Genomic DNA, 25,725 nt, shown 5'->3' with positions numbered 1-25,725 from the left:
GGCTCGGCGGCGGTTCAGGAGAGTTCGACGATCGTGTCGGCGAGGACCGGCGCATCGCCACGCTCGACCGCACCCACGGTCACCCGCACCACGCCCTGCGCCCCCTGCGCCCCCTGCTCCCCCTGGCGCCACATGCGGATGCGCAGGGTCTCCCCCGGGTACACCACACCGGCGAACCTCGTGGCGTAGGAGCGCACACGGGTCACGTCACCGCCGAGCAGCGTGTCGACGACCGCCTTGAGCGTCATCCCGTAGGTGCACAAGCCGTGCAGGATGGGCCGCTCGAACCCGGCGAGCTCGGCGAACTCCGGGTCGGCGTGCAGGGGGTTCCAGTCGCCGGAGAGGCGGTAGAGCAGGGCCTGGTCCTCGCGGGTCGGCCGTTCGACGACCTTGGTGGGCTCGCCCGTGGGTGGGTCGAGGCGCGCGGAGGGACCGCGATCGCCGCCCCAGCCGCCCTCGCCACGGACGAAGATCTGCGCGTCGTTGGTCCACAGCGGCCCGTCGGCATCGGCGACATCGGTGCGCATCACCAGTACGGCCGCCTTGCCCTTGTCGTACACGGCGGCGATGCGGGAGGTCGCCGTGGCCCTGCCGTTGGCCGGGAGCGGGCGGTGGATCGTCAGCGACTGGCCGCCGTGCAGGACGCGGGCGAGGTCGACGTCCACGCCGGGCATGGACAGACCGCCGATCACGCCCGGGGAGCCGGCGCCGGCGACGGTGGCGAAACTGGGCAGGACGTGCAGCCGGGACTCGAGGGTGTAGCGCAGTTCGTCGGGGTCGGTGGCGGGGATGCCGGCGCCGATGCCGAGGTGGTAGAGCTGCACGTCCTTGCGGGTCCAGGTGATCTCGCCGGTCCGGGGTTCGGCCGCGAGGGCCGAGGCTTCGTCGATGGGCATGGGGCTCCTGACCGTTGGAGACCTCGGTGCGGCCGTCCGCACCGTCGGCCGCACCGAGGTCGTCTCGGGCGGAACTGGAACGCGTTCCAGTCCGGCGGAACCCTGTATAGCCCAGCGGTCCACCGTTGTGAAGTCTCCTGACGTCGCGTCAGCTCGGTGGCCGGCAGGTCGCCGGGCCGGGACATTTGTCCTGCCGGATCACTGACAAAGACATCTGCCGGGCGGTACCGCGCCCCGCGTAGCGTCGTACGCAGGAAAGGACGACGTCCCGTTCGTACGCTGTGCTGTCGTACCGCGGGAGCGTGGGGACCATCCGGACGGGGGAACGGGGGAACGGGGAGATGTCCTGGAAGAGTCGGGTCGCGTGCCACTGGGCCGAGTGGCGGTCGGCCGTCCGGCAGGCGCGGGAGCTGCAGCGCTACTGGCAGGAGAACAAGGAGCGGTTCAAGGCCGAGCAGAGGGCCGCCCGGAAGGCCGTAAGGACGCCCGAGAACCCGGGACCGCCGCCCACCGGATTCTCCCTGCTGCCGTGGCTGCTGATGGGGATGGGCGCCTTCTCCGACCTCTTCCAGGGCAAGACCCCCGACGCGTGGATCGGCGGTGTGGGCCTGCTTGTCTTCAACTCCTGCTACGTCTACGTGACGTTCCGCGCCTTCCACAAGCAGACGCGCGAGGCCCGGTCCACACGGGTGGCGCTGGTCGTGATGGGCGTGGTGGCCTTCGGCCTGGCCATCGGGTACGGCGGCAACTGGCTGTTGTTCTTCCCGCTGCTGGGCCTCGCCACGGGAGCGGTCGTGCGCGGCGCGTGGCTCGGCAGGACGGGCCTCGTCCTCACCGCCGTGGCGGGTGCCGTCTCCTGCCTGCGCGAGGGCTGGGACGGGGTCAACGTCGCCTACGGCACGTTCCTGTCGACGATGGTGACCGCCGTGATCCTTTCCCTGTCCGAGGCCGTGCGGGAACTGCGCGCCGCCCGCGAGGAGCTGGCCCACCGCGCGGTGGAACAGGAACGCCTGCGCTTCTCCCGCGACCTGCACGACCTGCTCGGCCACACGCTCTCGGTGATCGTGGTGAAGTCGGAGGCGGCCCGCCGACTCGCCACCCGCGACCTGGACGCGGCGCTGGCGCAGGTGACGGACATCGAGTCGGTCGGCCGGCAGGCGCTCACCGAGATACGCGAGGCGGTGACCGGCTACCGCGAGGGCAGCCTCGGTACGGAGCTGGACCGGGCCCGCTCGGCCCTGACCGCCGCCGGCATCGAACCCGTGGTACGCCGCTCCGGTCCTCCCCTGGTCCCGCAGACCGAGGCCCTGCTGGGCTGGGTGGTGCGGGAGGCGGTCACCAACGCCGTACGGTACAGCGGCGCGACCCGCTGCGAGATCAGTGTCGACGGGACCCCCGAGCGCGTCCGGCTGACGGTCGCCGACAACGGCGGCGGCGCTCCCGCGGAGCCGGCCCCGCCGGGTGTCGGCGGGACCGGCCTGAAGGGGCTGACGGAGCGGCTGGCGGCGGCGGGCGGATCCCTGCGGGCCGGCCCGTCGCCGCAGGGCGGCTTCACGGTCACCGCCGAACTCCCGGTGGAGCCCGTACCGTCCGTGGAGCCGCCCCTCCGGTCACCGTCCCCGGCGGCTACGGCGCCCAGGGCTGACTGACCACCCAGCTCACGTCGTCCGTCCAGGAGGTGGAGCTGTCCCAGGCGTTCGAGCCGCCGTTGCTCGCGATGTAGACGTTGTAGTCGTAGTGGCGGAGGTATTTGCTCGGGTAGTTGTACGAGGCGAACGACGTCCCGGTGCCGCTCTTGCCGGTCTGCGGGCAGAACGTGGCGTCGGCTCTGAACTGCGCGGTGCCGTCCATGGGCTGGCGGTGGAGCTGGTAGTTGTAGTGCCGCAGGAAGTCGCCCGGATAGTTCCTGGACTCGAAGGAGACGCAGGAACTGCCGGCGAGGCCCCGGCGGACGATCCAGGTGGCGTCGTTCTTGTCGAGGCTCGAACTGCTCGACGTGATCGACGAGATGACCGCGTAGCCGTTCTGGTGGCGAACGTAGTCACCGGTGCAGCAGGAGGTCGTGGCGCGCAGCGAGATCTCCGAACCGGGCGTGAGGGAGCCGGCCGAGCCGGTCGCGCCGCCGTAGCCGACGGACACGATGTTCGACTGCACCGCGTCGTCGGCCGCGTCCGTCGGGATGCCCGAGGTCATCACGCCTTCGAAGAAGGACCCGATGGAGCCGTTGCTGTTGTCGCCGCCGGTGCCGAGGACGATCGCGCCCTCCTGGTGCATCGGCGAGTAGCCGCCGCCGTTGACGGTGGGTTCACCGCCCGAATAGGTGGTGGTGAGACCGCCGGACTGCGCATTGCCGTATTTCAGCGCGAAATGGTTCTGGCCGTTGTTCTTCAGCAGCGCGGTGACGAAGGGAAGCGGTCCCGTGCCGGTGTTGGAGGTGTTCTTGCTGTAGCCGGAATCCGACTGGAACAGGCCGTTCTCCAGGTCGGCCTGGACCCAGGGGCCCTGCCCGTAGCACGGTGAGAACCAGCACTCGGTGCCGAAGTTGATGGCGTCCATGTGGCCGTTGCCGGTGTCCATGTTGTTGGTCTCGGCGTTGCCGTAGTCGAAGCAGCAACGGCCGTTGACATGGGTGCCGGAGGTGACCATGTACATCCCCTCGGCCTGCCCGTTGACCGCGACACCGGAGGTCGCGTTGTCGCGGTAGCCCATGCCGGCGGAGATCTCCAGGCCGTAGACCTGGTGTCCGCCGACGGTCACCGGGAGGGCGTCCGCGGGCGCGCCGACATCGGCCGCTCCGGCCCCGCCGGCGCCCTCGACGGTGAGGTCGTTGTGGCGGGAGGACTGGTCGTAGATCTTGGTGATGATGCAGGTCGTGCCGGAGCAGAAGGAGTCCTGGGCGGCGGCGTTGGCGTACCCGCCGGCCGCCAGCAGGCCGATGTTCGTCGTCGCGCTGTCCGAGGCGCGTTTCACCTGGTAGAGCGGGCCGTTGTAGGAGGAGTAGAGGGCTCTGACGAGGCTGTGCGCGGCGACACAGGGGGTGCCGGCGGAGGCGTAGATGTCGCACGGGAGCGAGCCCGCGGCGGCGGCCGGGGGCGCGGCGGCGCCGACCGAGAGGCCGAGGGCGAGCGCGACCACGGTCACGAACGCGGCCAGCGCGGACAGGACCGTGCTTCCGAGGCGCTGCGGGCGTGGGGGCGGTGGCGTGGGGGACACGGGGTACCTCTTCCGTTGCGGTAGGGCCGTGCGGGCTCTATTCGATATACCGAACAACGTTCGACCGAAATGCCGAACCTGTCCCCTGTCGAAATTCCGAACAACTACGGGAGTTGGTGCACAGGAATTCGCCAGGAGTTCTCCGAATGCCGAGCCGATTGTTTGGGCACGGTCAGAATCCGTCAAGACCGGCGGTGCGGAACAATGGAGATTCTTTAATTGCCGGGTCATGTCGGCGAGTTGGCGGCACGGTCGGCGGTACGCCCCCGGGCCCGCCCGCTGCCCGTACTCTTGGCTCGTGAACGAGATGCCCCGAGGTCACCGGCCGACGAGATGCATCCGGGTACTTCTTGCCGAGGACCAGGGCATGATGCGCGGCGCCCTCGCCCTGCTGCTCGGCATGGAGAAGGACATCGAGGTCGTCGCACAGGTCGCGGCGGGTGACGCGATCGTGGACGCCGTGCTGACCCATCGCCCGGACGTGGCGCTGCTGGACATCGAACTGCCCGGGAAGAGCGGCCTGGACGCGGCGGCCGAGCTGCGCGAGGAGGCTCCGGGCTGCCGGGTGCTGATCCTCACCACCTTCGGGCGCCCGGGCTATCTGCGCCGCGCCCTGGAGGCGGGCGCCGCCGGCTTCCTCGTCAAGGACGGGCCGGTGGAGGAGCTGGCGGCGGCGATCCGGCGGGTGCTCACCGGCGAGACGGTCATCGACCCGGCCCTCGCCGCGGCGGCCCTGAGCGCCGGCCCCAATCCGCTGACCGCGCGCGAGTGCGACGTACTGAAGGCCTCCGTGGACGGGGCGACGGTCGCCGACATCGCCGCCAGGCTCCACCTCTCGGAGTCGACGGTCCGCAACTACCTCTCCTCCGCCATCGGCAAGACGGGCACCCGCAACCGCATGGAGGCGATGCGGGAGGCGCGGCAGCAGGGGTGGCTCTAGTAGGCCCCGTTGCGACCGGAGGCCGTGCGCGGCAGCCACGCCAGCATCAGCACGGCCCCCAGCAGCAGCACCCAGCCGCTCGTCCGGAAGGCTTCCGCATAGCCCTGCGTGAGCGCGTCGGCCGAGCCGCGTCCCCCGGTGCGCGCCGCCGCGACCGTGGACATCACCGCGAGGCCGAGCGAACCGCCCATGGTGCGCGAGGTGTTGATGAGCCCCGACACCAGTCCGGCGTCCCCCGGCGCGGCCCCCGAGGTCGCGAGCGCGGCCAGCGGGGTGCCCGCCAGGCCCGCGCCCAGCATCATCAGGATGCCCGGGAGCATGATCGCCGTCACATAGGAGCCGTCCGCCGTCATCGTCGACTGCCAGCCGAACCCGGCCGCGGCGACCAGCGTCCCGAGCACCGCCAGGTTCCGCGCCCCCACGGCCCGCATCACCCGCGGCGCGACCTTGGAGCCGAGCACCACGGCCAGCGAGCTGGGCACCAGGGCGAGCCCGGCGTCCAGGGGCGAGTAGCCGAGCACGTTCTGCGCGTACAGCGTCATGAAGAACCACATGCAGAACATCGCGGAGCCCGAGACGAACATGGCCGCGTTCGCCGAGGACACCGACCGCACCCGCAGCAGCTTCAGCGGCATCAGCGGCGCCTTCGCCCGCGCCTCGACGGCGAGGAACAGCCCGATGAGCGCGAGTCCGGCGGCGAGCGGCACCAGCGTCGCCGCCGCCGTCCAGCCCTGCGCCTCCGTCTGCACGATCCCGTAGGCGAGCGTCGCCAACCCCGCCGTCACCAGCAGGGCGCCCGGCAGGTCGAGGCGCCGCCCGTCCCCCGCACGGCTCTCCACCAGCCACCGCACCGACCCGGCCAGGACGACCCCGCCGACCGGCACGTTGATCAGCAGCACCCAGCGCCACGACAGCCCGTCCACCAGCAGCCCGCCGACGAGCCCGCCCGCCGCGCCGCCGCCGGCGCCCACCGCGGTCCAGGTCGCTATCGCGCGGGCCCGTGCGGCGCCCTCCGGGACCGCCGCGGTGAGCAGCGTCAGCGTCGAGGGCGCGAGCACCGCCGCCCCGAGCCCCTGCACGGCCCGGGCGGCCAGCAGCTCCCAGTCCCGCTGGGCCAGCCCACCGGCGAGGGAGGCCAGCGTGAAGAGGGCCAGCCCGACGAGGAACATCCGCTTGCGCCCGTACAGGTCCCCGGCCCTCCCACCGAGCAGCATGAACCCGGCGAAGGCGATCGCGTACGCGTTCACCACCCACTGGAGCCCCGACGCGCTCAACCCGAGGTCGGCTCGCATCGACGGCAGCGCCACGTTGACGACGGACACGTCCAGGACGACGAGGAACTGTCCCGCGCACGCGAGGGCGACGACCACCCAGGCGGGCGGCGCGGTACGACGGTTGACGGCGGTGTCTTCGGCGGCTCGCAGCATGGCGGTCATGCTCCCAACGCCGCCACGCCCCGCGCATCGGGATTTCGCCCAGCCCTGCCTCGGCCGTACGACCTACATCCTGCGCCGCAACCCCCCGCACTCCTGACGGCGGATCAGAAACCCATGGGTCGGTCAAGGATTCGTTAGTACGCCGAAGCATCGGAATAGTTGCCTGTGCATACGTGCTTTATCCAGCACTTACCGGTTCCCCCGCTCTCCGGAGCGGGCCGCTTCCGCACGTCACCGACCAGGCCTGGAGGCCCCGATCCAATGACGCACCCAACGACCGACCAGCCCGCACCGAGGCCGTCCGGCGCGATCGTGCCGGTGCTCGCCTTCGCGGGCATCGTGGTCGCGGTGATGCAGACCCTGCTCGTCCCGGTCATCAAGGATCTGCCCCAGCTGCTGCACACCGCGCCCAGCAACGCCACCTGGGTCCTGACCTCCACCCTCCTCTCCGGCGCCGTCGCCACCCCGATCATGGGCCGGCTCGGCGACCTGTACGGCAAGCGGCGCATGCTGCTCACCAGCCTGGCCGTGATGGTGGTCGGCGCCCTGGTCAGCGCCGTCACGAGCGCCCTGCTGCCGATGATCGTCGGCCGTACGCTCCAGGGCTTCGCGATGGGCGCGATCCCGCTCGGCATCGGTCTGATGCGTGACATGCTGCCCCGCGAGCGGCTCGGCTCGGCGATGGCCCTGATGAGCTCATCGATCGGCGTCGGCGGCGGCCTCGCGCTGCCCGCCGCCGCCCTGGTCGCCGAGCACACCAACTGGCACGCCCTGTTCTACGGCTCCGCCGGACTCGGCGCCCTCTCCATAGCCCTGACCCTCCTCGCCGTACCCGAGTCCCCGATGCGCGCCAAGGGCTCCTTCGACCTGCTGGGCGCGCTCGGCCTGTCCGCCGGTCTGGTGCTGCTCCTGCTGCCGATCACCAAGGGCAGCGACTGGGGCTGGTCCTCCGGCACCACGCTCGGCATGTTCGCCGCCTCCGTCGTCGTCCTGCTCCTGTGGGGCGTGCTGGAGCTGCGCGTGTCCGCGCCGCTGGTGGACCTGCGCACCACCGCCCGCCGCGAGGTGCTGCTCACCAACCTCGCCTCGATCATGGTCGGCGTCAGCTTCTACGTCGTCTCGCTCGTCCTGCCGCAGCTGCTCCAGCTGCCCACCGCGACCGGCTACGGCCTCGGCCAGTCGATGGTCGTCGCGGGCCTGTGCGTGGCTCCGCTGGGCCTGACGATGATGTTCACCGCCCCGGTCTACGCCCGCCTGTCCGCCCGCTACGGCCCCAAGGTCACCCTGATCATCGGCCTGCTCGTCATCGCCCTCGGCTACGGCGGCGGCCTCGGCCTGATGGACGCGGCCTGGCAGACCGTCGTCACCTCGGTGGTCCTGGGCGCCGGCATCGGCCTCGCCTACTCCTCCCTCCCCGCCCTGATCGTCGGCGCGGTCCCGGCCTCGGAGACGGGCGCGGCCAACGGCCTGAACACCCTGATGCGGTCCATCGGCACATCGGTGTCGAGCGCCGTGATCGGCATGGTTCTGGCGAACACGGCGAACCACGTGCAGGGCCTCGCCATCCCGACGATGCACGGCTTCCGCGTCTCCTTCCTGATCGCGACGGCCGCGGTCGCCCTCGGCCTGCTGCTCGCCCTCTTCCTGCCCGGCCGCCGCCCCGCGGCCCGGCCCCAGCTGCGCGCGAGCAGCGAGGAGGACGCGAACCTGGAGCGCGCCGAGGAGGTGCTGCGCGGCTTCCGCGGCCGGGTCCTGGCCGCCGACGGCGCCCCGGTGGCCCGCGCCAAGGTCACGTTGATCGACCGCCGGGGCCGCCAGGCGGGCGCCACGCTGACCGAGGAGGACGGCAGCTACACGCTGGCCGTGCCGGCCGAGGGCCCGTACGTCCTGGCCGCCAGGGCTGCGGGCCACGCCCCCGTCGCCTCGTCGGCGACCCACTCGGGCGACGACCGCCCGGTGGACCTGGACCTGTCCCTTCCGGGGGAGCCGGTCCCGGTGGCAGAGGTCTGAGCAGCCCGTCGTGCACGCCACCCGCACCCCCCGTCGCAGCGCCGCCGGGGGGTGCGGCACCATGGGGCGCCCATGCGCTCGTACGACCGAAAGGACCCCCATGCCCGCGGCCCCCAAGCCCGACATCCTGGCCGCGTTCGAGGCCGCGAAGGGGTTCATGCCCCGGCACGAGGGGCTGGCGCTGTACGAGGCCGCCGTCGAGGCGGGGCGGCTCGGGCTGCCGCTGCTGGAGGTCGGCACGTACTGCGGCCGGTCCACGATCCTGCTCGCCGACGCGGCCCGCGCCGCCGGGGTCACCGCGCTCACGGTCGACCATCACCGCGGCAGCGAGGAGCAGCAGCCGGGCTGGGACTACCACGACCCGGAGACGGTCGACCCCGCGGTCGGCCTGATGGACACGCTGCCCACCTTCCGGCGCACCCTGTACAGGGCGGGCCTGGAGGACCACGTGATCGCACTCGTGGGCCGTTCCCCCCAGGTGGCGAAGGTCTGGGGCACCCCGCTCGGCCTGGTGTTCATCGACGGTGGCCACACCGACGAACACGCCCATGCCGACTACGAGGGCTGGGCCCCCCATGTGGCCCAGGACGGCCTCCTCGTCATCCACGACGTGTTCCCGGACCCGAAGGACGAGTTCACCGGCCAGGCCCCGTACCGCGTCTACCTCAGGGCCCTGGAGTCGGGCGAGTTCACGGAGGTCTCGGCAACCGGCTCACTGCGCGTCCTGCGGCGAACGCGGGCGCGGAGCTGACCCTTCCGTGAGGTCGCCGGCATCCTCCGGCGATCCGGAGCCTCCGCTCCCGTCAGACCCGTCGGTGTGGTCCCGTGCCCAGGTCGCGAAGGTGCGCGCGGGGTGGCCGGTCGGCCCCGGCACGGACGGGGTGAGCTCGACCGGGGTGACGACCGGGGAGATCGCCCGGCTGACCGGGCCGGCGGCCGGATCGGCCTCCGGATCGGCGTCCGGGATGGTCGACCGCCTGGAGAACGCGGGCTTCGTGGAGCGGCGGCCCGACCCGAACGGTCGCAGGCGGGCCCTCGTCGCCCTCGCCCCTGGGGCGGCCGCGCGGCCGTCGGCTCAGCGCCGAAACGGCGCAGTCCCCCTCGCCGCGACACCGCCGGCGGGCGACGTCGGCCGACACGGACGGGCCGGGTAGCCCGCGGACACGCGGCAGCGCCCTAAGGTGGCAGGCATGTCGTACGTTGGACCGGACTTCGATGCCCCCGAACCCCGCCGCCGTCGGCGTGGGCCGTTGACGGTCGCGGTGGCCGCGCTGGTGCCGGCGGCGGTGCTCGGGTGGCTGGTGTACGAGGCCGTGGCCGACAGCGGTGGCGGAGCGGCGGGCGGGGCGCCCCCGGCCAGGTCCGCGGGAACCTCGCCGTCCGCCGCCGCACCGGGGGCTTCCGGCTCCCCAGCCGGCGGCGCGCAGCCGGACGCGTCGTCCACCGCACGCTCCGGTTCCGGACCCCTCGCCGGCAAGGTCGTCGTCGTCGACCCCGGGCACAACCCCGGCAACGTCCGCCACACGGCCGAGATCAACCGCAAGGTCGACATCGGCACCAACTTCAAGGAGTGCGACACCACCGGCACGTCCACCAACTCCGGTTACACCGAGGCACAGTTCACCCTGGACGTGGCGCGCCGGCTGCGCACGCTGCTGGAGCAGCAGGGTGCCGCGGTGAAGTTCACGCAGGACGGCGACCGGTCATGGGGGCCGTGCGTGGACGAGCGGGCGCGGATCGGCAACGCGGCGCACGCGGACGCGGCGATCTCCATCCACGCGGACGGCGCGGCCCAGGGCGACCGCGGCTTCCACGTCATCCTCCCGGCCTCGGTGCACAAGGGCGCCGCCGACACCCGTCCCATCGTCGGCCCCTCCCGCGACCTCGGCGAACGCGTCGCGGGCGACTTCGTCCGCGTCACCGGAAGCGCTCCGTCCAACTACGTGGGCAACGGCACCGGTCTCGTCGTACGGAGCGATCTGGGCGGTCTCAATCTGTCAACGGTTCCCAAGGTGTTCATCGAGTGCGGCAACATGCGCGACTCCAAGGACGCGGCACTGCTGACCAGCGGCTCGTGGCGGCAGAAGGCGGCGCAGGGAATCTCTGAGGGAATCGTGAGCTTCCTGCGCGGGTAGCGATCATCGCCTCCGACCCGGCGGACACCCCGGCCGGGCTGACGATAGTGTCTCCCTACGATGAGGGGTCACCCCCGCGCTTCACACCGCGGCCGAGGTCGACATGGTGACAGCGACGCCTCCACCGACGACGAGACGACAGACGAAGGACCCGAAGTGAATATCCGCTCCCTCACGAGAGGCGACGGCGTGGTGATCGGAGCAGCGGTATTGCTGTTCATCGCGTCGTTCCTCGACATCTACTCGATTGACGGGGCCCCCAGCAGCGCGGACATCCCCAGCGCCTGGGCCAGCGGACCGCTCCTGCTGAGCGTCTTCCTGGCCGGCATCATCGGCGCCGCGCTGGTCGTCGTCACCCGCGGCCTGCCGCAGGTGCCCAAGGTCGCCGGTCTCGACCTCGGCCAGTTCGGCGTCGCGTTCACGGTCTTCGCCGCCTGGAGCGCGCTCGGCAACGTCTTCGACCCGATGGGCGGCGTCGACAACGTCGGCTCCGCGTCGGACAACGGAGTCGGCGCCGGCACCGGTCTGATCCTCGGCCTCGTCGCCACCGTTGTCATGGCCGCTGCGGCCATCGCCACTCCGCTGGTTCCGGCCCTGCAGGCCGGCCTCGTCCCGGCCCCCAAGCCGGCCGCCCCGCAGACCTACGGCGCGCAGCCGCAGGGCGGGTACGGCTACCCGGGCGCGCAGCAGCCGCCGTACGGCGGTCAGCCGCAGCAGGGGCAGCAGCCGTTCGGCGCGCAGCAGCCGCAGCAGGCGGCTCCCGCCGCGGACTTCTCGCCGTTCTGGTTCGCGGTGCCGGTGCCGCGCCCGCTGTTCCCGGAGGACGGCTCCCCCACGCCGATCGCCGAACTGGCGCCCGGCACCTGGTACCTGGCCATCGAGCAGCGCGGCCCGGCCCTGGTGGCCCAGACGCAGGACGGCCGCCGGGGTGTCCTGCAGGACACGAGCGGCATCCAGCGCGGCTGAGCCCACCTCGTCCGCACGGCCCCTCGCCCTTCCGGGCGGGGGGCCGTCGTCGTACAGTCACAGCCACCCTAAAAATCTGATGGCCCGTCAGGGAAGCGGAGGCGGTATGCGGCTCGGACTCGCGCTCGGCTACTGGGGGCGGGGCCCCTCGGCGGACCACGTCACGCTGGCGCGGGAGGCGGAACGGCTCGGCTACGACTCGGTGTGGACCGCCGAGTCGTGGGGGTCGGACGCGTTCACGCCGCTCACCTGGATCGCCGCGCGGACGTCAAGGATCAAGCTGGGGACGGCGGTTGCCCAGATGGCGGCCCGCTCCCCCACCACGACCGCGATGCACGCGCTCACCCTGGACCACCTCTCGGGCGGGCGCGTGATGCTGGGCCTCGGTCTGTCCGGGCCGCAGGTGGTGGAGGGCTGGTACGGGCGCCCGTTCCCGCGCTCACCGCTCACCGCGACCCGGGAGTACGTCGAGGTCGTACGTCAAGTGCTGCGCCGCGAGGCGCCGGTGGAGCTGGACGGCCGCTTCCATCCTCTGCCCTACCCCGGCCCGGACGGCACCGGTCTCGGCAAGCCCCTGAAGCCGATCACGCACCCCCTGCGCGCGGATCTGCCCGTCCTGCTGGGCGCGGAGGGCCCGAAGAACGTGGCGCAGACGCTGCGGATCGCGGACGGCTGGCTGCCGCTGTACTGGTCGCCGACCCGCCCGGAGGTGTACGGGGCGGCGCTGACCGACCTGCGTGAGGGGTTCGTCGTGGCCCCGATGGCGCGGGTCAAGGTCTGCGACGACGTCGCCGAGGGGCTGCTGCCGGTGAAGGCGATGCTCGGCTTCTACATCGGCGGGATGGGGCACGCGGCCCGGAACTTCCATGCCGACCTGATGGCCCGCATGGGCTACGAGGAGGAGGCGCGCCGTATCCAGCGGCTGTTCCTGGAGGGCCGCAGGGAGGAGGCGGTACTGGCGGTGCCGGACGCGTTCGCGGACGAGATCTCACTCGTGGGGCCGCGTGAACGCATCGCGGAGCGGCTGGAGTTGTGGCGCAAGGGCCCGGTGACGGACCTGCTGGCGCTGGCGCCGGACCCGCACTCGCTGCGGGTGCTGGCCGAGCTGAACTGAACCCGGTGGCAGACAGGTAGGGCACCGCCGCGGAGCGCTGCACGGCGGTGCCCCGTTGGCCCCGTCAGCCGCGTGCGAGCTGCGCGGCGGACGGGAGCTGGCTGCGGACGGTGACGCCCGCGTTCTTGGCCGCGGCCTTCACCTTGTCGACGAGCGCGGCGTAGGACGCCGCGGCCGACTCGTCGCCCTTGCTCAGGCGGGACGGCAGGTCCTGGAGCCCGTCGACGCCCGGCCCCAGCGGGGCGAGGGCCCTGGCCAGCCCGGGGTCGCCCCGGGCGTTGCGTACGGCGGCTCGGAGCCGGTCGTGCGCGAAGGTGCCGGCGAGTCCGGCCTTGGCCAGGGCCGTCCTGCGTCCCTGGGCGCCCTTCTTGAACGTACCGGCCTTCCATGGCTTCACGATCCACTCGTGGACCGCCCCCGCCGCGAGCCCCGCGTCCGCCACGAACCGGGCCCTGGCGACCTTCTGCCGCTCCGCCGGGGTCGTCGGGGTGGGCGTGGGGACCGCGATGTAGGCGGCGGCCTGCTGCGCGGCGCTGCCGTCACCGCAGGCGGCGGCACCGGTGAACAGCGCGGAGCAGAGGACGAACGCCAGGGCGAGTGGGGGTACCCCCCGCTCGAAGAGCTTCGGGGAGCGTATCGGTGCGGGCACGGGAGCCTCCGGGACGGGAAGCCGACTGATCCACCGACAGCTTCACCCACGTCGCCCGGCCTTGCCGCCCGGACGTGGCGATCGGGTGAGCCGGCCCGCGCACGGTCCGCCCCGCCCTCCATGAGTTTGACCGCGAAGCGCCGGGCAACCCGGAGGACATGTCCCCTCGATATCGCAACGGTGCGAATCAGGCCGGTACGGTCATCGCCGTGATCGCGGACATCATGGCCGTCATCCTGGGCCTGTGGATCCTGATGTATCTGCTGAACGCGAACCCCGCCAACGACCTCGTGCAGTTCGTCCACGACGCGGCGGCATGGCTGGCGGGCTGGTCGCACGATCTGTTCACGTTCCACGAGGCGTGGGCACGGGTGGTCGCCGGTTACGGCCTGGCCGCGGTCGTCTACCTCTTCGTGGGCCACGCCATCGCCAACCGCATACACCGCCACTGAAACGGTTCCGGCGGACGCAGCCACGCCCGTCCTCCGTCCGCCGGGCCACTCCCTTCGCCGACGACAAGCCCCGGGCCCTCAGGGGCCGGTGTGGATGTGGGCCGCCCACAGATGCGGCAGGTCCGGGTAGCGGTCGCGGGCGGAGCACACCGCCTGGTGCAGTGCGAGGGCGGCTCGGTCCACGTCGACCACGGCGTCCTGGGCCAGGCCTGTGTAGAAGTCTCGCGCGATCTCCACGGCCACCGCGTCGTCGACCTGCCAGAGCGTGCCCACCACGTGCCGGTAGCCGGCCAGTTGGAAAGCGCTCGTGATGTGGATCGACTCATCGGCAAGGCGCTCGCCGACCCGGGCGGTCTCGCACGCCGACAAGAAGGCGAGCTCGGCGTCCTGCAGCCGGGCGCGGGCGACGTCCAGTACCGTCAGCGGTCTGCGTTCGTGGTCGTGGAGCAGCAGCCGACCGGCCGACGGGTCGTCGCTCTCGCTGCGGGCGTGGCAGGCGAAGTGCGCCCAGCGGGCTTGCGGCAGGAGTTCGGTGACGGCCTGGAAGGTGGCGTTGTCGTCGCAGAGCAGGTCGAGGTCCATCCCGGTGACCCGCGCCAGGGCCTCCACCTCGGTCCGTGCCCGCGGCAGTGGACCGGGAGCGGGACCGTCCGGGGCTGCCGGGGTGTTCCGCATCGCGACGCCGAGCAGTCGGGCGGGTGTGCCGTCGCGGGCGGCCCGACTGGTGTGGCCGCTCGTGTGGCTGCTGGCCAGCGCTCGGACGGTCGGCGCGTACGAGGACACCACGTGGTCGAGTACGCGGTCGCCGTCACGCCCGGCCGCGTGCAGGGGCATGACGGCGAACGGCCCGGTGGGTACCCACCACACCCGGGTCGGCGCCGTCCCGGTCGTCGGGTCACGAACCAGGCCCAGCGCCTGCAGGACCGGTTCCGTCACCTCGTCCGCCAGCCAGGAGAGAACGCTCTGCAGCTCCCGGTTGGCGGCGAGCTGCCGGACCGGTGTCGAGCGCAGATCGAGGGCGCGCAGGGACCGCGTGAGGGATCGGGCGCGCCTGGGCAGCTCCTGAACGAGCGCGTGATCGAGTTCGACGGTGCTGATGCCGTCGGTGCCGAGGATCAGCGCGTCGCAGCGGGCACCACCGGCGTTGAGGACGACGATGGGCCGGGGAGCGGGGAGCGCCGTCAGCTCGGGGACGGTGAGCGGAGCGAGGAACCTCTCGAACCCGGGCACGGCCCTGATCTCGGTGACCACCCGGTCGAAGTCGTCGGCGGCGCGGCGGCGTTCGAGGCGTTCCCGAGCAGCGCGCACCAGTTCCGAACGCCCCGCTACGGTGGAGGAGGACGCAGCGTCCGCTTCCAGGCGCGCCGCGCAGGTCGCGAACCGTTCGGCGAGTGCGGGGGCGCGCCGACGCAGACCGGTGAGGTCGACGCGCAGATCGAGCTGTTGGCCCAGCAGCACTCCGCGGCCGTTCTCGAGCAGCGTGAGTGCCCGCTCCGCGTCCCCGGCCCGCAGGGCCCTGCTCGCCGCGAACCGCACGAAGCCGTCGAAGCCCGCGAGCCCGAGTTCGGCCGCCGCGCGAGTCTGGCCCCGCTCGCCCATGAGCCGGAGGAGCGCTACTGCTTCCTCCGCGATGTCCACCGCCGAGGCGTCGGACACACCGCCGTCCTGGACGTGCAACACGGCGGCCTCCATGCGCATCGTGACGGGAAGCCTCGGATCGCGTACCACGTCGGCTGACCGGCTGTCCGGGCCGGCCATGCAACTGGCGCCCTCCAGACCGACCTGGACGAGGCGCAGGAGGGCGGCCGTGGCGTCGTCCCGTCCATGCGTGGTGAGAGCCTGCTGCATCAGCTCGGAGGCGGAAGCGAGCAGCGCGAGATCGCCGGTGCGGGAAGCACGGGCAAGAGCGACCTTCGACTTTCCGACCAGCGCCGCGACCGCCAGCTGGTCACTCGCGGGCAGTGCCCGAAGAACCGCGTCATAGCAGGTCTCGGCCTCCCGCTCGGCGTCCGCCGCACGGGTCCGGATGGCGATGTCCGCGAGCATGTCGCCGAGGGTCTTCTCCAGGAAGGCCCGCTGCCTGCTGGTCGGGGGCAGGGCGGCGATCGCCGCGCGGAGTTCCTCCAGCTCCGCCGGGCTGGTGCCCTGCTCCGTCGGCGTGACGAAGCCGTGCAGTTCCAGCAGGCCCGGTAGGACCTGGCCGACCACCGCCGCGGTGTCCACGGTCGGCGGGTGCCGGTCTGTTCCCGGCTCGTTCCGGTTCGCGTCGCCCAGCCATTCCAGAAGGCGCTTTCGCATCGTCAGCAGAACCGCGATGGGGTGGTTGTCGGGAAGCGCGGCCATCGTCTGCTCACCGAAGGCGAGGGCGGCACGGATCGCCGCGAACTCCCCCGCCCGTACCGCCGCGAGGTCCGCGAGCTGAGCTGTGCCGGCGAGTGCCATGGGACGTAGCCGGTGCTGCTCGGGCAGCACTCGGAGCATGCTGTCGAAGTGCTGGGCGGCTTCTCGCTCTCCCCGAGGGTCGGCCGCGGCTGACGCGTCCAGCAGGGTGACGGCGGCGAGGACGCCCGCCAGCTCGCCGCGTCGGGGGTCGGCCTCGGGCAACGACGCGACCGTTTGGCGCAGCGCGTCCAGGCCCCCGGCGGGTACGGCCGGTGGCTGCCGGACGAGGTCGGTGAGCATGCCGCGGACGACGGGACGCAGCATCGGCCGCAGCGGGCGCAGTCCCGGCGGGAGTTCTTCGTCGTCGACACTGCCGAGGAGACGGTCGACTTCGGCGGCGGCTGTCTCGGCGGCCTGGCGCGCGTCCGGGTCGGGGCGATTGGCCAGGCGCATCGCGGCGGCGACGAAGGACACGAGGGAGTTGGCCAGCCGTGTGCCGCCCTCCCGGCCATCCGGTGTGGCGACGTCCGCCGCTGAGGTCAGCGCGAACAGCGTGGAGGCGCTGTCGGCGGTGTCGCCCACCGCCCACGAGGCGGTCGACATCTGCGCACTGAAGATCAGCATCTGGACCTGCAGGTACGCCGGATGGTCCTCGGGCAGCAGCAGGGCCGCCTCACGCAGTACGGCGACCGCCTCGTCGGCCGAGTCGGCCGCCGATTCGCCGGCCTGCCTGCGGTACCGGGCGAACAGCGCCGCGCCGAGGTTCTTGAGCCGTATCCCCCTCTCGGTGCGGTCGGTCGCAGCATCCCCCAGGGAGCGCCGTAACAGGGCGATGCCCCGCTCCAGCGCGGCGAGCGGACCGTCTTCGCCGTGCCATTGGGCCAGGACGCCGCCACGGAGGGCGTCGAGTGCGTCGGCCGAGGTGCTCGCCGCAGCCGCCAACTCGTCGGCCAGGACGGGTACGTACGCCAGGGCGGCATGCCCGGGGTGGTCGGCGGGCACGGACGGCAGGACGCGTGCCGCCAGCTGCGTGGCCTGCTCGGCAGGGAGCACGCCCTCGGCCATCGCGGCCGGCAGCATGGCACCGAGCGACCCGAGCAGTTCCGGGGAGAGCTGTCCGTCGCCGACACCGGACTCGTCCAGGGTGCCCCCGAAGATGTCGACGGCCTCGCTCAGCGAGGCCACGTCACCGTCCAGTGCGTACTTGGACATGGCACCTGCGCCCAGGGTGCCCCGCACCAACGACCGCATGGGGTCGTTGGCCGGCAGTGCGGGCAGTGCGGCCCGTAGCCAGGCCAGGCCGCGGCCCGTCATGGCCGCGTCGCCCCTGTCCGCCGCCTCACGCGTGACGAGGGTGCCGATGCACCAGCCGACCACCGCGTCGCCCATCGCGCGGATGCGCGCCACCGCTCCGGTCTCGGTCGGGTCCTCGAATCTGCGGCGTACGTCGTCGGGCACGTCATCGGGGCGCTGCCGGTGGACCACGGAGAGCAGCACGGCGGCGAACGTCGCGTCGTTACGGACTTCCTGGTCGTCCAGAGCGCTGAGGAGATCGAAGTCCCGATCCGGCCGCTCCCCGCGCCGAGCCGCCACACGCAGCCAGTAGTACCAACCGGCGGCGATGAGCGGATCCAGGTCGAAAGGCGCATCGGGGCAGGGCGCGGCGGCGTCGACCAACCGACGGGCCTCGCTGAGCGCCTCGTCGGAGAGGAGGGAGGTGAGGTCCTCACTGGTCAATGCCTGGTGGATGCGCACGGCCATCGCCGGCACCAGCTCCCCGCCGGTCATACCCGAGGATCCCCTCCCCCACGGCTGTTCCCTGGTGCCAGCGTAGACGCGAACCGTGGTCGTACGGAGACCCGATACACCATCAACCACCGGTCGGCCCTGGATACATGACGCGTACCAACCCGGTAACGTAGGCGGCGCCGAGACGTGGGGAGCGGGACGCGGGCATGAGCGGAGACGACAGGACGTTCAGTGACGACGCTGTCGGGCCACCAACCGAGCCGCGGTACGCACGCGCGATGGCATACCTGTGCGAGCATCTGCGGTCGCTGACCGACGATGTGGCAGGCAAGGCACACCGCTCACGCTGGAACGCGCTGCTCGATACGGTGCGCACCGGCGCACCGGGCTCCGCGGCGTGGCGAGAGGGTCTGGACGGGCTCGACCGGTTGCTCCGTGAGGCGGGTCTGCCCAGCGGACTCGGCCTCAACGCGTCCCGAGGGCCTGGTGACCTCCTCTCGCCGTGGCAGCCGCTGCCGCAGGTCGACGGCTGGGTCTGCCCGCTGGGGGCGTGCAGCCGTATCGAACTGGCGCGGGGGCCGTACATCGAACTGCCCTCGGCACCCGAGTGCGCGCTCCGCTCCCTTCCCATGCGACAGCGGACCCTGTGACCGGTGGATACGCTGATCGGCGAGATCGCTCGCCGCACCCCCCAGCGGTTCGTCGACCGCATCCTGCTGCCGGGGCTGCTGTTCGTCGTCCTCGCGCTGGCGGGACGGGAGTTGGGCCAGACGCACTGGGCGGATGTCCACCGGCTGTATCGTCCGCTCACCCATGCGCTCACCGACGCCCGGGGCGACAGGACGGCCCGTCTGGCGGCTCTTGCGGTGCTGATCGTCCCGCTCGCGGCGGCCTCGGGTTTCGCCGTCCAGGCGGTCACCCGCATCACCGAGGTCGTCTGGTCGGGCCATTGGCCCCGACCGGCCGCACCCCTGGCCCGGGCTCTGATCGCCGTACGTGCGAGGCGGTGGCGGCGAGCGCGCACCCGCTACGAGGAGGCAGCCAGGGAGGCCCTGGCGCGCCGGACCCCGGCCGCCGCCGCCCTGGCGGCACTCCGCCTCGCCCAGCAGTTCTCGATCGCCCGGTACGAACCCCAGTCGGCCACCTGGACCGGGGACCGCATGCACGCCACCCAGCTGAGGGTACGGGAGACCTACGGACTCGATCTCGGCATCGTCTGGTCCAGGCTCTGGCTGGTCCTGCCGGAGACAGCACGGCAGGAGGTCGCGCTGGCCCGTGAACGCTCGGCCGCCCCGGCGTGGTCGGCCACCTGGGCAGTGTGCTATCTGTTCCTGGGCATCTGGTGGTGGCCCGCTGTCGTCGTCGCGGTGCTGCTGGGAGCGTACGCCTGGCACGCCAACCGCACCGCCGTGGACGCGTTCGCCGATGTCGTCGAGGCGACCGTCGACCTCTACGGACGGCAGCTCGCCGACGAGCTGGGAGTGCCGACCTCCGGCCCCCGGCTCACCAAGTCCGACGGCTCACAGGCCAACCGCATCGTGCGCAAGGGTCCATGACCTGCCTGTCGCACCACGCCCTAGGCGCAGCAGTCGGTGTCCAGGCCCCGGGGCAGTCGCTCTCCGCCGAAGACCGTGCAGGTCGCCTCGTCGCCGCCCAGGGCGGCGACGGCGAGCAGCAGTGAACCCGCCGTCCAGGTGGTGAGTTCCCGGGGCCAGATCGCCCCGTCCTCGAAGACGTAGCCCGTCCAGTACAGGCCCGTCTTCGCATCCCGCAGGTGCTGGATCGACTGGAGGATCTCCAGGGCGCGGTCGGACTCGCCCATCGCCCACAGGGCCAGGGCGAGTTCGGCCGACTCGCCGCCTGTCACCCACGGGTTGGGGACGACGCAGCGCACGCCGAGGCCGGGGACGACGAAGCGGTCCCAGTCCGCCTCGATGCGCTCCTTGGCCTCCGCGCCCGTCAGCGCGCCGCCGAGCACCGGGTAGTACCAGTCCATCGAGTAGCGGTCCTTGTCCAGGAACCGCTCCGGGTGCCGGCGTATCGCGTGCCTGAGCGCGCCCACCGCCAACTCCCAGTCCGGCTGCGGCTCCTCACGCTGCTCGGCGATCGCGAGCGCGCAGCGCAGCGCGTGGTGGATGGACGAGCACCCGGTCAGCAGCGCGTCCGCCACCTCCGTGCCGTCGTCCTCCCGCTTCCAGCCGATCTGCCCGCCCGGCTGCTGCAACCGCAGCACGAACTCGACCGCCGCGTACACCGTCGGCCACATCCGGTCCAGGAACGTGTCGTCGCCGGTCGCCAGGTAGTGGTGCCAGACGCCCGCGGCCACGTACGCGACGAAGTTCGTCTCCCGGCCGCGGTCGGTGACCTGCTCGGGGTCGCCGTCGGCGTAGGCCGCGTACCAGGACCCGTCCTCGTTCTGGTGGCGTGCCAGCCAGTCGTAGGCCCGCTCGGCCGCCGTGTGTTCGCCCGCCGCGTCCAGCGCCATCGCCGCCTCGACGTGGTCCCACGGGTCGAGGTGGTGCCCGCGGAACCACGGAATGGCGCCGTCCTCCCGCTGCACGGCGAGGATCCCGGCGACGGTCTCGGCGGCCTGCTCGGCGGTGAGGACCCCGGGCAGGACGAGGTGTTCTGTCCGGGGGGTGGTCACTTGGCGGCCACCTCGGCGGTCTCGGCGGTCTCGGCGTCCTCCGCGAGAGGCGGCAGGTGCGGCTTGGTCGCGTACGCCACGAAGCTCTTGCCGATGACCGGGTTCAGCGCCTGTTCGGCGATCCGGGTGGCGAGCGGCTTCTTCATGATGTCCCAGACGAGCAGCTTGTGGTACGCGCGCACCGGCAGCGCCTTGTCGTTGTCGACACCGAACGCGCACTTCAGCCACCAGTACGGCGAGTGCAGCGCGTGCGCGTGGTGCGTGCCGTACGGCTTCAGGCCCGCCTCCCGTATCTTCGCCAGCAGTTCGTCGGCCTTGTAGATACGGATGTGGCCGCCCTCCACCTCGTGGTAGGCGTCGGACAGGGCCCAGCAGACCTTCTCGGGGCCGTAGCGCGGCACGGTGACGGCGATACGGCCGCCCGGCTTGAGGACCCGGACCATCTCGGCGAGGACACCCTTGTCGTCCGGGATGTGCTCCATGACCTCGGAGATGATGACGACGTCGAAGGACTCGTCGGGGAACGGCAGGGCGAGCGCGTCGCCCTCCATCGCCGTCGCGGTGGCCCCGGCCGGGGCCTCACCGGCCTCCTTCATCGCCGCGAACCACTTGGCGACCTCGCGGATCTCCTCGCCGTTCCGGTCCAGGGCCACGACCCGGGCACCGCGCCGGTAGCACTCGAACGCGTGCCGTCCGGCACCGCAGCCGAGGTCCAGCACACGGTCGCCGGGAGCGAGCGGGAACCGGGAGAAGTCGACGGTCAGCACGTGGCCCTGCTTTCGCGGTCGGGTACGACGATGTCTTCGGAGGCGGCTGCCGGGGCGGCGACTGTTGCGGCGGGGGCGCCCCCGCGTGAGCGGTGCCGGGCCCGGGCGAGGGCGATGGCCTCGCGGTACCGCGCCACCGTCCCCTCCGCCGCCTTCGCCCAGGTGAAGTGCCGCAGCACCCGTGCACGGCCCGCCGCACCGAGCCGGGCCCGCAGCTCGGGGTCCGCCAGCAGCCGGCTCAACGCGGCGGCCAGCGCCCCCGCGTCGCCGGGCGGTACCGCCAGGCACGTCTCCCCGTCGCGGCCCGCGACCTCCGGTATGGCACCGCCCGTGGTGGCCACCAGCGGCGTGGCGGTCGCCATCGCCTCGGCCGCCGGCAGTGAGAACCCCTCGTACAGCGACGGCACGCACGCCACCTCGGCCGACCGCACCAGGTCGACCAGCTCCGCGTCGGAGATGCCCTTCACGAACTCGACGGCGCCCTCAAGCCCGTACCGTTCGATGGCCTGCGCGACGGGCCCGTCCTCGGCGCGCTTGCCGACCACGACGAGATGCGCCCCGGGGTGCTCGGTCCGCACCTTGGCGAGTGCCTCGATCAGAAAGACGAGGCCCTTGAGCGGCACGTCCGCGCTGGAGGTGGTGACGATCCGGCCCGGCACCTGCGGAACCGACGGGTCCGGCGAGAACAGGTCCGTGTCGGCGCCGATGTGCACGACGTGGATACGGTCCTGGGGGACGCCCAGGTGGTCGACGATCTCCTGACGGGAGGTGCCGGAGACGGTGAGCACCGACGGCAGCCGGCGCGCGACCCGCTTCTGCATCCGCGTGAACGCGTACCAGCGCCGCACCGACAGCCGCCGCTGCCAGCCCTCGGCCGCGTCCAGCTCCAACTGGCGGTCCACGGTGATGGGGTGGTGGATGGTGGTCACCAGCGGTGCGCCCACGTCGCCCAGCAGGCCGTAGCCGAGCGTCTGGTTGTCGTGCACGACGTCGAAGTCGCCGTGCCGGGCGCGCAGATGGCGGCCGGCCCGCAGGGAGAACGTCAGGGGCTCGGGGAAGCCGCCGGTCCACATCGTCGCGACTTCGAGGGCGTCGATCCAGTCCCGGTACTCCTCGCGCCTGGGGGTGCGGAAGGGGTCGGGCTGGCGGTACAGGTCGAGGCTGGGCAGCTCGGTCAGGGACAGCCCGTCCAGGCCCTCGCCCTCGTCGAGCACGGGGTACGGCTGCGCGCCGATGACCTCGACCCGGTGGCCGAGCCGGACCAGTTCGCGGGAGAGGTGCCGTACATACACGCCCTGGCCGCCGCAGAACGGGTTCCCTTTGTACGTCAGGAGCGCGATGCGCAGCGGGCCGTCTCCCCCAGGTTCTGGGCTTCGCTCGAACAGGGAGGTGCCCCCACCGGCGGCGGAACCCCCGTGGGGACCCGCCTCCCTGGCCTCAGCGGTCACTCTCGGCCCCTTCTTCCCTGCAGTTTCCCGCGAGACTACGCCGGGACGGTAATCTAGAACAAGTTACAGACTTGATCGTTCAAGAGCCTCTGAATCTACCGGCAGGTAGCGCCACTGTGAGCGGTGGATCAGGTGATTCGCGCCACGGCTGACGCCCTGCCACGCTGTCCGACCGTCCACCCCTCACCGACCTGATCACCGCCCTCACCGACTGTCACGGAACGGGACCCATGCCTGCGGAAGCCAAGGTGCCAGCCAGTACCGCGCGACCGGCCGCGCAGCACGCCTCATCTCCGCTCACCGAGCGGCAGGAGGCACGCCGCCGCAGGATCCTGCACGCGAGTGCGCAACTGGCGAGCCGGGGCGGTTTCGACGCGGTGCAGATGCGGGAGGTGGCGGAGTCCTCGCAGGTGGCGCTCGGCACGCTGTACCGCTACTTCCCCTCCAAGGTGCACCTGTTGGTCGCCACCATGCAGGACCAGTTGGAGCGCATGCACGGCACGCTGCGCAAGAAGCCGCCGACCGGCGAGACCGCAGCCGAGCGGGTGGCCGAGACCCTGATGCGCGCCTTCCGCGCGCTGCAGCGCGAGCCGCACCTGGCCGACGCCATGGTCCGCGCCCTCACCTTCGCGGACCGCAGCGTGAGCCCGGAGGTGGACCAGGTCTCACGTCAGACCACCGCGATCATCCTGGACGCGATGGGCCTGGAGGACCCGACCCCCGAGCAGCTCTCCGCGGTCCGCGTGATCGAGCACACCTGGCACTCGGCGCTGATCACCTGGCTGTCGGGCCGCGCCTCCATCGCCCAGGTGAGGATCGACATCGAGACGGTGTGCCGCCTGATCGACCTCACGGCATGAACCTCACGGCGTGAAGGCACGAGAAGGCACGAAAAAAAGACCTACGAGACGGGTTCCGGTCGACCTTCCGGTCTTTCGACCTTCCGGCCTGTCGACCGTCGATGTCGGCCACAGCGGAAGCCTAAGCTTCACGCCCCAGTCGGCATCTCCGGTCGAGTTCCTTCACTCGCCTCGTAGGCAACTTCCAGAATAGAACCTCCAGGCTCGGATGGAAGACCCCAAGCCATGATTTTTTATATTTTTTCCGGACAGTTCGCCGCACATCCACCCTGATCCGTGCCCGATCTGCTCCTGATCTGTCCCTGTTCTGTTCCCCCGATCTATCCCTCGGGCGGGAACACCGACTCGCCACTCCCCGCCAGCGTGATCACAATGGCCTCCACCGGGCAGTTCTCCGCCGCCTGAAGGATCTCCTCCCCCGCGTCGGCGTCCGTCTCGACCGGGTGGGACTGCCGAGCCGCGTCGAGGCGGAAGGCGTCGGCCGCGCGGTGCACGCACTGCGCGGAGCCGATGCAGACCGAGCGGTCGACCTCGATGTGCCAGCGGTCGCCCATGCGCTACACCTCCCCGTACCCGGCCGGCAGGTGGATCATCTTGTGCTCCAGGTACTCGCCGTACCCCTCGGGGCCGAACTCCCGCCCGAGCCCGGAGTTCTTGTAGCCGCCGAAGGGGCCGAGCATGTCGAGGCTGAAGGTGTTCACCGAGTACGTCCCGGTACGGACCTGCCGGGCGACCTCGATGCCGTGCTCCACGTCCGCCGTCCACACGCTGCCGCTCAGCCCGTAGTCGGAGTCGTTGGCGATCTTCACGGCCTCGCTCTCGTCGCCGTACGCCAGCAGGCAGACGACCGGCCCGAAGATCTCCTCGCGGGCGATCCGCATGGAGTTGTCGACGTCGCCGAAGAGGGTCGGCTCCACGTACCAGCCACGCTCCGCACCCGCGGGCCGCCCGCCGCCGGTGAGGATCTTGGCGCCCTCCTCCTGGCCGATGCGGATGTAGTCGAGGTTGCGCTGCTGCTGCCGCCGCGCCACCAGTGGGCCGACCTGGGTCGCGGGGTCCAGCGGGTCGCCGACCACAAGGGCGCTCGCCGCGGCGGCGAAGGCGTCCGCGAACTCGTCGTAGCGCGAGCGCGGCACCAGGATGCGGGTCTGGGCGACGCAGGCCTGCCCGTTGTTCATCCAGGCGGCCGGGACGATCCCCTGCACGGCCCGGGAGACGTCCGCGTCCGGCAGCACCACGGCCGCCGACTTGCCGCCCAGCTCCAGGGTCACGCGCGTCAGGTTCCGCGCGGCGACCTCCATGACCCGCTTGCCGGCCGCGACCGAACCGGTGAAGGACACCTTGTCGATCCCCGGATGCGCGACCAGATACTCGCTGACCTCGCGGTCGGCGGGCAGGATCGACAGCACCCCCTCCGGCAGCCCGGCCTCACGGGCGATCTCCCCCAGGACGTAGGCGTCCAGCGGCGACTCGGGCGACGGCTTGAGCACCACCGGGCAGCCGGTCAGCAGCGCGGGCGCGAGCTTGGCGGCGGCCACGAACTGGGGCACGTTCCACGGCACGACGGCCGCCACGACCCCCACCGGCTCACGCCGCACGAGGAGCTTGCCGAGGACGCCGTCCCGCCGCTCCTCGTACCTGAAGTTCCGCGCGACCGTGATCGCCGCGTCCCACACCATCATCGCGCCGAGCGCCTGGGCGAGGACGCTCCAGGAGTAGGGGGAGCCGTTCTCGGAGGAGATCAGGCGGGCGATCTCCTCGTGCCGCACCGCGATCGCGTCCTTGATCCTCGTCACGACCCCGATCCGCTCGTCGAGCGTCATCCGCGGCCAGGGCCCCTCGTCGAAGGCGCGGCGCGCCACGGCGACGGCCCGGTCGACATCCTCCCGCGAGGCGTGCGGCACCCGGCCGATGACCTCCTCCGTGTGCGGGGAGACCACCTCGATGACATCCTCACCCAGGGGGTCGGTCAACTCCCCGCCGATGAACAGCTGTCCGTGTTCCACGAGCTCGGTCATGGCGACTGCCTCCTGCGGAGCCGGCGGTGCCGTTTCCTGACGG

22 protein-coding genes are annotated in these 25,725 nt (G+C 72.0%); 12 read left to right on the top strand and 10 right to left on the bottom strand.

Annotated features, from left to right (window positions below; genetic code table 11):
- Positions 1-14: 14 nt before the first annotated feature.
- Complete coding sequence (locus ACFYZJ_RS03290) at positions 15-896, bottom strand: MaoC/PaaZ C-terminal domain-containing protein (RefSeq protein ID WP_388562319.1); 882 nt, start codon at positions 894-896, stop codon at positions 15-17.
- A gap of 341 nt (positions 897-1,237) precedes the next feature.
- On the opposite strand from ACFYZJ_RS03290, the gene ACFYZJ_RS03285 reads away from it, so the two are divergent.
- Complete coding sequence (locus ACFYZJ_RS03285; RefSeq protein ID WP_388562318.1) at positions 1,238-2,545, top strand: sensor histidine kinase; 1,308 nt, start codon at positions 1,238-1,240, stop codon at positions 2,543-2,545.
- Here the strand turns inward: ACFYZJ_RS03285 and ACFYZJ_RS03280 are convergent.
- On the bottom strand, positions 2,523-4,109 hold the full coding sequence (locus tag ACFYZJ_RS03280; RefSeq protein ID WP_388562316.1) for an alpha-L-arabinofuranosidase B: 1,587 nt from the start codon (positions 4,107-4,109) through the stop codon (positions 2,523-2,525). The genes ACFYZJ_RS03285 and ACFYZJ_RS03280 overlap by 23 nt on opposite strands.
- Before the next feature lie 307 nt (positions 4,110-4,416).
- Between ACFYZJ_RS03280 and ACFYZJ_RS03275 the strand changes: the two genes are divergently transcribed.
- Complete coding sequence (locus tag ACFYZJ_RS03275; protein WP_388563349.1) at positions 4,417-5,049, top strand: response regulator; 633 nt, start codon at positions 4,417-4,419, stop codon at positions 5,047-5,049.
- Here the strand turns inward: ACFYZJ_RS03275 and ACFYZJ_RS03270 are convergent.
- Positions 5,046-6,476, bottom strand: a complete 1,431-nt coding sequence (locus ACFYZJ_RS03270; protein WP_388562314.1) for an MFS transporter — start codon at positions 6,474-6,476, stop codon at positions 5,046-5,048. The two genes, ACFYZJ_RS03275 and ACFYZJ_RS03270, sit on opposite strands and share 4 nt — an antisense overlap.
- A 270-nt stretch (positions 6,477-6,746) precedes the next feature.
- Here ACFYZJ_RS03270 and ACFYZJ_RS03265 point away from each other — a divergent pair, with 270 nt between their 5' ends.
- From ACFYZJ_RS03265 to ACFYZJ_RS03240, 6 genes are all read left to right on the top strand, one after another.
- Positions 6,747-8,495: an MFS transporter gene (locus ACFYZJ_RS03265; protein WP_388562312.1), complete on the top strand. Its 1,749-nt coding sequence runs from the start codon at positions 6,747-6,749 to the stop codon at positions 8,493-8,495.
- A 100-nt stretch (positions 8,496-8,595) separates the two neighbouring features.
- A complete protein-coding gene (locus ACFYZJ_RS03260; RefSeq protein ID WP_388562310.1) occupies positions 8,596-9,246 on the top strand; it encodes a class I SAM-dependent methyltransferase in 651 nt (216 codons plus the stop codon).
- Between the two features lie 7 nt (positions 9,247-9,253).
- Positions 9,254-9,649 (top strand): MarR family transcriptional regulator, encoded by a 396-nt coding sequence (locus ACFYZJ_RS03255; RefSeq protein ID WP_388562308.1) that lies wholly within the window; start codon positions 9,254-9,256, stop codon positions 9,647-9,649.
- A gap of 36 nt (positions 9,650-9,685) precedes the next feature.
- Complete coding sequence (locus tag ACFYZJ_RS03250; RefSeq protein WP_388562306.1) at positions 9,686-10,630, top strand: N-acetylmuramoyl-L-alanine amidase; 945 nt, start codon at positions 9,686-9,688, stop codon at positions 10,628-10,630.
- 156 nt (positions 10,631-10,786) lie between these two features.
- A complete protein-coding gene (locus ACFYZJ_RS03245) occupies positions 10,787-11,596 on the top strand; it encodes a hypothetical protein (RefSeq protein WP_388562304.1) in 810 nt (269 codons plus the stop codon).
- A 106-nt stretch (positions 11,597-11,702) separates the two neighbouring features.
- Positions 11,703-12,710, top strand: coding sequence for an LLM class F420-dependent oxidoreductase (locus tag ACFYZJ_RS03240; RefSeq protein WP_388562302.1), 1,008 nt, complete (start codon positions 11,703-11,705; stop codon positions 12,708-12,710).
- A gap of 64 nt (positions 12,711-12,774) precedes the next feature.
- Here ACFYZJ_RS03240 and ACFYZJ_RS03235 read toward each other — a convergent pair whose 3' ends face one another.
- A complete protein-coding gene (locus ACFYZJ_RS03235; protein WP_388562300.1) occupies positions 12,775-13,359 on the bottom strand; it encodes a hypothetical protein in 585 nt (194 codons plus the stop codon).
- A 158-nt stretch (positions 13,360-13,517) separates the two neighbouring features.
- Between ACFYZJ_RS03235 and ACFYZJ_RS03230 the strand changes: the two genes are divergently transcribed.
- Positions 13,518-13,811, top strand: a complete 294-nt coding sequence (locus ACFYZJ_RS03230; protein ID WP_388562299.1) for a hypothetical protein — start codon at positions 13,518-13,520, stop codon at positions 13,809-13,811.
- Between the two features lie 78 nt (positions 13,812-13,889).
- Here the strand turns inward: ACFYZJ_RS03230 and ACFYZJ_RS03225 are convergent, their stop codons facing one another.
- Positions 13,890-17,981, bottom strand: a complete 4,092-nt coding sequence (locus ACFYZJ_RS03225; RefSeq protein ID WP_388562297.1) for a CHAT domain-containing protein — start codon at positions 17,979-17,981, stop codon at positions 13,890-13,892.
- 239 nt (positions 17,982-18,220) lie between these two features.
- On the opposite strand from ACFYZJ_RS03225, the gene ACFYZJ_RS03220 reads away from it, so the two are divergent.
- Both ACFYZJ_RS03220 and ACFYZJ_RS03215 read left to right on the top strand, forming a co-directional pair.
- On the top strand, positions 18,221-18,592 hold the full coding sequence (locus ACFYZJ_RS03220; RefSeq protein WP_388562295.1) for a hypothetical protein: 372 nt from the start codon (positions 18,221-18,223) through the stop codon (positions 18,590-18,592).
- 3 nt (positions 18,593-18,595) lie between these two features.
- Complete coding sequence (locus ACFYZJ_RS03215) at positions 18,596-19,498, top strand: hypothetical protein (protein WP_388562293.1); 903 nt, start codon at positions 18,596-18,598, stop codon at positions 19,496-19,498.
- A 20-nt stretch (positions 19,499-19,518) separates the two neighbouring features.
- Here ACFYZJ_RS03215 and ACFYZJ_RS03210 read toward each other — a convergent pair whose 3' ends face one another.
- Genes ACFYZJ_RS03210 through ACFYZJ_RS03200 form a run of 3 tightly spaced genes read right to left on the bottom strand, consistent with a single transcriptional unit; the run spans position 19,519 to position 22,804 of the window.
- Complete coding sequence (locus tag ACFYZJ_RS03210; protein WP_388562291.1) at positions 19,519-20,589, bottom strand: prenyltransferase/squalene oxidase repeat-containing protein; 1,071 nt, start codon at positions 20,587-20,589, stop codon at positions 19,519-19,521.
- A complete protein-coding gene (locus ACFYZJ_RS03205) occupies positions 20,586-21,356 on the bottom strand; it encodes a class I SAM-dependent methyltransferase (RefSeq protein ID WP_388562289.1) in 771 nt (256 codons plus the stop codon). Before ACFYZJ_RS03205 ends, ACFYZJ_RS03210 begins: the two co-directional genes overlap by 4 nt.
- The gene (locus tag ACFYZJ_RS03200) at positions 21,350-22,804 is read right to left on the bottom strand and encodes a glycosyltransferase family 4 protein (protein WP_388562287.1); all 1,455 of its coding nucleotides are present in this window, start codon (positions 22,802-22,804) and stop codon (positions 21,350-21,352) included. Before ACFYZJ_RS03200 ends, ACFYZJ_RS03205 begins: the two co-directional genes overlap by 7 nt.
- 230 nt (positions 22,805-23,034) lie before the next feature.
- On the opposite strand from ACFYZJ_RS03200, the gene ACFYZJ_RS03195 reads away from it, so the two are divergent.
- Positions 23,035-23,664: a TetR family transcriptional regulator gene (locus ACFYZJ_RS03195; protein WP_388562285.1), complete on the top strand. Its 630-nt coding sequence runs from the start codon at positions 23,035-23,037 to the stop codon at positions 23,662-23,664.
- 320 nt (positions 23,665-23,984) lie between these two features.
- Here ACFYZJ_RS03195 and ACFYZJ_RS03190 read toward each other — a convergent pair whose 3' ends face one another.
- Complete coding sequence (locus ACFYZJ_RS03190; RefSeq protein ID WP_388562283.1) at positions 23,985-24,218, bottom strand: ferredoxin; 234 nt, start codon at positions 24,216-24,218, stop codon at positions 23,985-23,987.
- A 3-nt stretch (positions 24,219-24,221) separates the two neighbouring features.
- Positions 24,222-25,682 (bottom strand): aldehyde dehydrogenase, encoded by a 1,461-nt coding sequence (locus ACFYZJ_RS03185; protein WP_388562281.1) that lies wholly within the window; start codon positions 25,680-25,682, stop codon positions 24,222-24,224.
- Between the last annotated feature and the right edge of the window lie 43 nt (positions 25,683-25,725).

This window comes from Streptomyces sp. NPDC001848 (assembly GCF_042891915.1).
Classification (GTDB): domain Bacteria; phylum Actinomycetota; class Actinomycetes; order Streptomycetales; family Streptomycetaceae; genus Streptomyces.
Note: the sequence above shows the minus strand (reverse complement) of the source record. Positions and strands in the feature narration are given on the sequence as shown.